Raw genomic sequence first — 6463 nt, 5'->3', positions numbered from 1 at the left:
CTTTTTTTGGCATAGGGGGTTTGGCGTCCCTGTGAATCGGCTGCCCTTAATTATAACTAATTATCCGAACCTGATATTAACCGTGTTTTGTCACTCTGGCAGTAGTAGAGAACCCATTTGACATCTTGAGGGCGATCGTAAATCACATTACGGATCACCAATAAACTTGGTTTTTTAGCGATGCCTACGGCCAGCTTCGCTAACGCATTTTTAAGGGAATCACATTTAACTTACACCCGAACCTCAATTTTCACAAATTCCCAACTGGGTGATGCTTAGACATATAAAACTCTAAGTATTTTTACTCATGATTGTCTCTCCTGATGCACTTTTGTCCGCTGAAGCAGTGAACGCTGCCTCTTGGGGGGCCGGAATGTGGGATTTCAGCTCTCCTCTACAGATGTGGAAAACCCGCTTTTTATAGGTCTGAAAAAAAGATCGCAATTTTTCCGGATAAAACTTATTGATGATGAAAGTTAAACATACCTAAGTAAATATGTGTAAGTAGGTGTAATTATTTACACTCAACCTTCGATCAGGGGCAATAATACCTTCAGATGCTTATTGGGCAAGCATTTTTACTTGATTTACCTACACGTATGAGGAAATGTTTCTTGCAGTAACAGATCGCTACAAGAAAGCCCAACCTCTGGTTTTCAGTGACTTCTAATCCTTAATTACTCATCATCAAAGGAGAAGCTATGGCTACTTCATTCACTGGTTCTTTGGGTACAACCACTAATTACAGCAGCATCAGTGACCTAATTACACAATGGCCTACTGCCGCCAAGAATCAAGGCATCCAACTGTCTGGGATAGCTTTTGATGGCTTTGAAACGAACTACACTAGCCCTGAACCCATCGCCAACCTCACGTTAGCAACGAACGAAACCCCTAAAAGCGGGTTGAGCTACGGCGCTCCGGCTGGTATTGGTGTCCTAGGCTCTTATAGTGGTTGGTTTACCGACCCCACTAAAAGTCGGGCGGAAATCAACTATGACCCCAACACCAATCTATCTCAGACGCTGAAGGTGAAATGGGCAGATAACAAAGACATCACTAGCGCCACGATCGGCCTCAGTGGATTATTTCCCAAATCAAGTTCTACTACAGCCGACGATCAAGGCGATGAAGTTGGTTCGCTGCAACTCTTTAAGGATGGGGCGCGGGTATCGGCCAGCAATTTTACGATCACTCGCCTCAGCGCTCCTGGCACTCCAAAACCGCTCGGTGTGTCTTCAGATGGAGTTACTTTCACTGGCGATCGTACCGATGGCAATTTCACATTCCAGATAGTAGGAGACTCTCTCACCGGCATTACTTTTGACGAACTGCGGTTCTCCGCCACAGCCTACGCGAACCCCACCGCTGCCTACCTCGCTGCCTCCACTAAAACCGATAGTTCCGACTACCTAGTGCGGAGTATTCAATATCAAGGCTTTGATGTGACGCCAACGCCGACGCCGACGCCAACTCCGACGCCGACGCCGACATCTCCAAGTCTCTTCCAGTTCGCCCAACCAAATTACACGGTGGCTGAAGGCGGCGTGGCTACGATTAACGTTACTCGCACCGGTGGCACGGCGGCTGCATCGATTAGCTACACTACTCTTGACGGTTCGGCAAGTTCAGCAGGCACAGCAGCAGATTACACTTCGGCGGCGGGGGTGTTGAATTTTGCTGCGGGGCAAACAACCGCTAGTTTCACCGTGCCGGCTTTGACTGATTTGAATGTGGAATCGCCGGAAACGGTGAATTTGGTGCTCTTCGGTGGCAATGTCGGCAGTAGTCCGTCAATTTTGACGATTAGTGATGTGCCGCCAACTCCGGGGACAACTCCGACGCCGACGGCGACAACTCCAAGTATCTTCCAGTTCCAGCAACCAAATTACACGGTGGCTGAAGGTGGGGTGGCGACGATTAACGTTACTCGTACTGGTGGCACGGATGCTGCATCGATTAACTACTCTACTCTTGACGGTTCGGCAAGTTCAGCAGGCACAGCAGCGGATTACACTAGCGCGACAGGGGTGTTGAATTTTGCTGCGGGGCAAACAACCGCTAGTTTCACCGTGACGGCTTTGACTGATTTGAATGTGGAATCATCGCCGGAAACGGTGAATTTGGTGCTCTTCGGTGGCAATGTCGGCAGTAGTCCGTCAATTTTGACGATTAGTGATGTGCCGCCAACTGGGACAACGGTAACTCCGACCCCAACTCCGACCTCTCCAAGTATCTTCCAGTTCCAGCAACCAAATTACACGGTGGCTGAAGGCGGCGTGGCGACGATTAACGTTACTCGCACCGGTGGCACGGCGGCTGGATCGATTAACTACCAGACTCTTGACGGTTCGGCAAGTTCAGCAGGCACTGCCGGCGATTACACTCCGGCGACAGGGGTGTTGAATTTTGCTGCGGGGCAAACTACCGCTAGTTTCACCGTGACGGCTTTGACTGATTTGAATGTGGAATCATCGCCGGAAACGGTGAATTTGGTGCTCTTCGGTGGCAATGTCGGCAGTGGTCCGTCAATTTTGACGATTAATGATGTGCCGCCAACTGGGACAACGGTAACTCCGACGCCCACTCCAGCAACATCAACAGCAAGCCAGTTTGTTTTTAGTGCGGCTACTTTCACCACTCCGGAATCATCTGGCTTTGCTACGGTGACAGTCAATCGCATCGGCCCCACTACGGCTGCCGGAACCATTAGCTACAGTACTCTTGACGGCAGCGCCCTATCAACTGGAGGAACTGCGGCTGATTATGCGTCTACTGCTGGTGTACTCACCTTTGGCCCTGGGGTAACTTCCACGACGTTCAACATCTTTGTCAATGCTGATACTGTGCCTGAAATGACTGAGAGTGTTAACCTATATCTCAACAACGGTCCCGTCGGCACTCCGTCAACAGCAAGACTAGACATTATTGACGGTAGCAGCAGTGCATCTGGCAATGTCTTCCAGTATAGTGCGTCTAATTACGGCTCGATCGGCGCTCAGGGGGGCGGCACAACGGTTACAGTTACCCGCTCAAGCGGCTTAGGTGCAGCATCGATTGATTATATTATTCTGGCGGGGACTCCAGGCGCCGGCCCTGCACCTGTATATGGTACCGACTACCTGCTTAACCCGGGCGGCGCCACTGGTGGCACGTTGTCCTTCGCCGACGGCCAACTCAGCCAAACCTTTGCTCTTCAAGACAACCCATTTAGTACCAATAATGGGATTGTGCGCTTAGGTCTTGCTAACCCCACTGCGGGCTACAGTTTCGGCAGTACAGCGGCAACAAGTATCACTCTCATCTAAGGCTATTAGTAGGGCGAGCAATCCTTGCTCTACTAATATGTCCGGCACGTAGTTAAATGCTTTTTATCAGTCTGGCTCCTCACTACAGCTTTTTTCAAAAAAGTGAGGTACGCGGGTAAAATCTTCGCTAGGTTAAGTGCAGCGAGCATTGTCGGTGATTATTCAATTACTGACTTTCGTTTGGCTAGTACGATCGACAATAACAAAGTTAGCAATGTCAGGCAAGATGGGATTCGGTTGCCAGGTGGCCATACCGATATTGAGAACAACGATATCACCAACGCTACTATTGGTGGTGGTCTCAACAGAGGTGGTATCGGGTTACAGGATTCCAGCTTGTTTGGTGGTTCAGAGCCGACAACAATCAGGGCGGTTTCATTCTCACGAAAATCGCAATTTTGACTCTGTAGGGGTAGTGCCCCCGTGCCTACCCCCACGAGCCTACCCCCCCACAGACGATTTCACAGGCGTTTTAGACATGGGGGCAGCCACGGGGGGCTGCCCCTACAAGAGAATGAAACACCCCTGCCCAAGATGGGGAATCAAACCAAGATGGCAATTTCACAGTCGGTATATTTGGGGCAGTTTCTAGTTCCCACCACTCCTGCAATCCCTGTTGCCCGTGTCCTAATTGCCCACCAAAATTAGTTTTATCAAAGGAAGTTTCAGACATAGCTTTACATCAATAAGTAGATTTTTGATTACGGATTGGAAATTTTTTTCTTCTATCATTATCCCCAAATCCCCGACTTTTTAAAGAAATCTGGAATAAGAGAACGCGATCGCATTTGACGTTTGATAAGGTTGACTTAAATGCCGAGTTATTGTCCCTAATCCAAATCGCCGCGCGATCGAGAATCGCATTTGAGTGATATTCTTCTAAAGTGGCGATCGCCCAACCGATTGAACTCATTTTTATTACCACAGAGATAAGTTTATTGTCAACTGTTTATAGATCCAAAATTGATTTTATTGAATTTTCCTTCTTCCTCAAATCCGTTAAATCCCGATTCAGTGCGCGTTGCCGAACTGCCTTATGCCATAACTTTTGGGATACTTAACAGCCTCATAAGAAAATTTATAAAGATTTACAAAAAAAACGTGTCAGAATGAAGACAATAAGGTAATGGGTAACAGACAAGGAGGCACTGATGGTAGCGCTGACTGAACGAGTCCAACGCAGATTGACGGTGGAAAAAGTCGAAATTGCCTCTGATACAACGGCAATTCGATGCCTGGACTGGGATAGAGACCGCTTTGACATCGAATTCGGACTCAAAAACGGTACAACTTACAACTCATTCATCATTCGCGGTGAAAAAACAGCCCTCGTCGATACCTCGCACGAGAAGTTTCGCCAGCAATACATGGAAACTCTGACGGGCGAAATTGACCCCAAAGAGATTGACTATTTAATTATCAGCCACACCGAACCAGACCACAGCGGTTTAGTCAAAGACGTGCTGGCGTTGGCACCCCAAGCCATTGTCGTGGGGGCAAAAGTAGCAATTCAATTTTTAGAAAACCTTGTACACCAACCATTTGAGCGATTGGTAGTCAAAAACGGGGACAAACTAGATTTAGGAAACGGCCACATTATCGAATTTGTATCGGCGCCGAACTTGCACTGGCCCGATACTATTTTCAGCTACGACAGCAAAACTCAAGTGCTGTTCACCTGCGATGCTTTCGGGATGCACTACTGTTCCGACAGCACCTTCGATGACGATTTAGCAGCAGTTGAGGAAGATTACCACTTTTATTATGAGTGTTTGATGGCTCCCAATGCTCGATCGGTACTCAGTGCGATGAAGCGGATGGCAGAGTTGGGAGAAATCAGTACAGTTGCGACCGGTCACGGCCCCTTGCTGCGACACAACGTAGTTGAACTTACCGGACGCTACAAAAAGTGGAGCCAAGCGCAAGCTAAGGCAGAAACCACTGTAGCGGTATTTTACACCTCCGACTACGGATGGAGTGATCGACTCAGCCAAGCGATCGCCCACGGTATCACCAAAACCGGTGTCGCTGTGGAAATGATGGATTTGAGAATCGCCGACTTGCAAGAAGTCCGCGAACTTGTTGGTACCGCCGCCGGTATCGTGATTTGTTCGCCGCCGAGTAGTGGTACGGCTGCTGCGAATGCCGAAGCTGCTATCAACACAATTTTAGTTGCGGCTAACAACAAACAATCTTTCGGTTTGTGCGAATCCGGCGGTGGCGATGACGCATCGATTTACCCGCTGCGAAACAAGTTCAAAGAGTTGGGTTTAAAAGAAGCATTTCCCAACATTTTAATTAAAGAATCACCGACAGAAGCTAGTTATCAACTTTGCGACGAAGCAGGCACCGACTTGGGACAGTGGCTGACGCGGGACAAGGCTGTCAAACAGATGAAATCCCTCGACAGCGACCTCGATAAAGCTTTGGGACGAATCAGCGGCGGACTGTACATCATCACCGCCCAAAAAGGCGATGTTAGCGGTGCGATGCTGGCTTCTTGGGTAACTCAAGCTAGCTTTAAACCGCTAGGTTTAACAATAGCAGTTGCGAAGGATCGGGCTATCGAATCGATGATGCACGCGGGAGATAAATTTGTTCTCAACGTGCTCGAAGAAGGCAATTATCAAACTTTGATGAGGCACTTTTTAAAGCGTTTTGCTCCTGGTGCAGATCGATTTGCCGGAGTTAAAACTCAACCAGCAACCAACGGTTCTCCGATTTTGACAGATGCTTTGGCGTACATGGAATGCGAAGTAGTCAGCCGGATGGAACTTTCGGATCATCATATCGTATATGCGATCGTCGATAGTGGCCGCGTCTCCAATCCCGATGCACTGCCTGCAGTTCACCACCGAAAAGTCGGAAATCATTATTAGGAATTCAGTTGAGGGTTGTCAGTTGACTGTTGTCAGTTGTCAGAAGCAAGAGGGAAATCCAACGATATATTGATCGACTGTCTGAGTCAACACACCCCCAACATATTAGTAAGGTGCGTCAGCCGATGTTTTATTCGACTTCATCATCGACTATCTACTGACGCACCCTACAATTACAGTCCAGGACACAACTGGCTAGCCAAAAACTCTCAACTTTGGGTGCTTGTGGCGCACCTTACCAGGTTCAGGGTGTTGGGTGCGCCACAAGCAGCAAAC

4 protein-coding genes are annotated in these 6463 nt (G+C 48.5%); 2 read left to right on the top strand and 2 right to left on the bottom strand.

From position 1 onward, the window contains the following. Window positions 1-701 precede the first annotated feature (701 nt). The gene (locus QUA34_RS03225) at window positions 702-3308 is read left to right on the top strand and encodes a Calx-beta domain-containing protein (protein WP_333322145.1); all 2607 of its coding nucleotides are present in this window, start codon (window positions 702-704) and stop codon (window positions 3306-3308) included. Window positions 3309-3780: 472 nt separating this feature from the next. On the opposite strand, the gene QUA34_RS03220 is transcribed toward QUA34_RS03225, so the two are convergent. Then, window positions 3781-3981 carry a hypothetical protein gene (locus QUA34_RS03220; protein ID WP_333384098.1) on the bottom strand — a complete coding sequence of 67 codons (201 nt, stop codon included), beginning with the start codon at window positions 3979-3981 and terminating at the stop codon, window positions 3781-3783. A 9-nt stretch (window positions 3982-3990) separates the two neighbouring features. Beyond that, complete coding sequence (locus QUA34_RS03215) at window positions 3991-4221, bottom strand: hypothetical protein (protein WP_333322151.1); 231 nt, start codon at window positions 4219-4221, stop codon at window positions 3991-3993. A 238-nt stretch (window positions 4222-4459) separates the two neighbouring features. On the opposite strand from QUA34_RS03215, the gene QUA34_RS03210 reads away from it, so the two are divergent. After that, window positions 4460-6187, top strand: coding sequence for a diflavin flavoprotein (locus tag QUA34_RS03210; protein WP_333384095.1), 1728 nt, complete (start codon window positions 4460-4462; stop codon window positions 6185-6187). Window positions 6188-6463: the final 276 nt, after the last annotated feature.

The sequence above is a fragment of the Microcoleus sp. POL10_C6 genome, assembly GCF_036701585.1.
Taxonomy (GTDB): domain Bacteria; phylum Cyanobacteriota; class Cyanobacteriia; order Cyanobacteriales; family Microcoleaceae; genus Microcoleus.
Note: the sequence above shows the minus strand (reverse complement) of the source record. Positions and strands in the feature narration are given on the sequence as shown.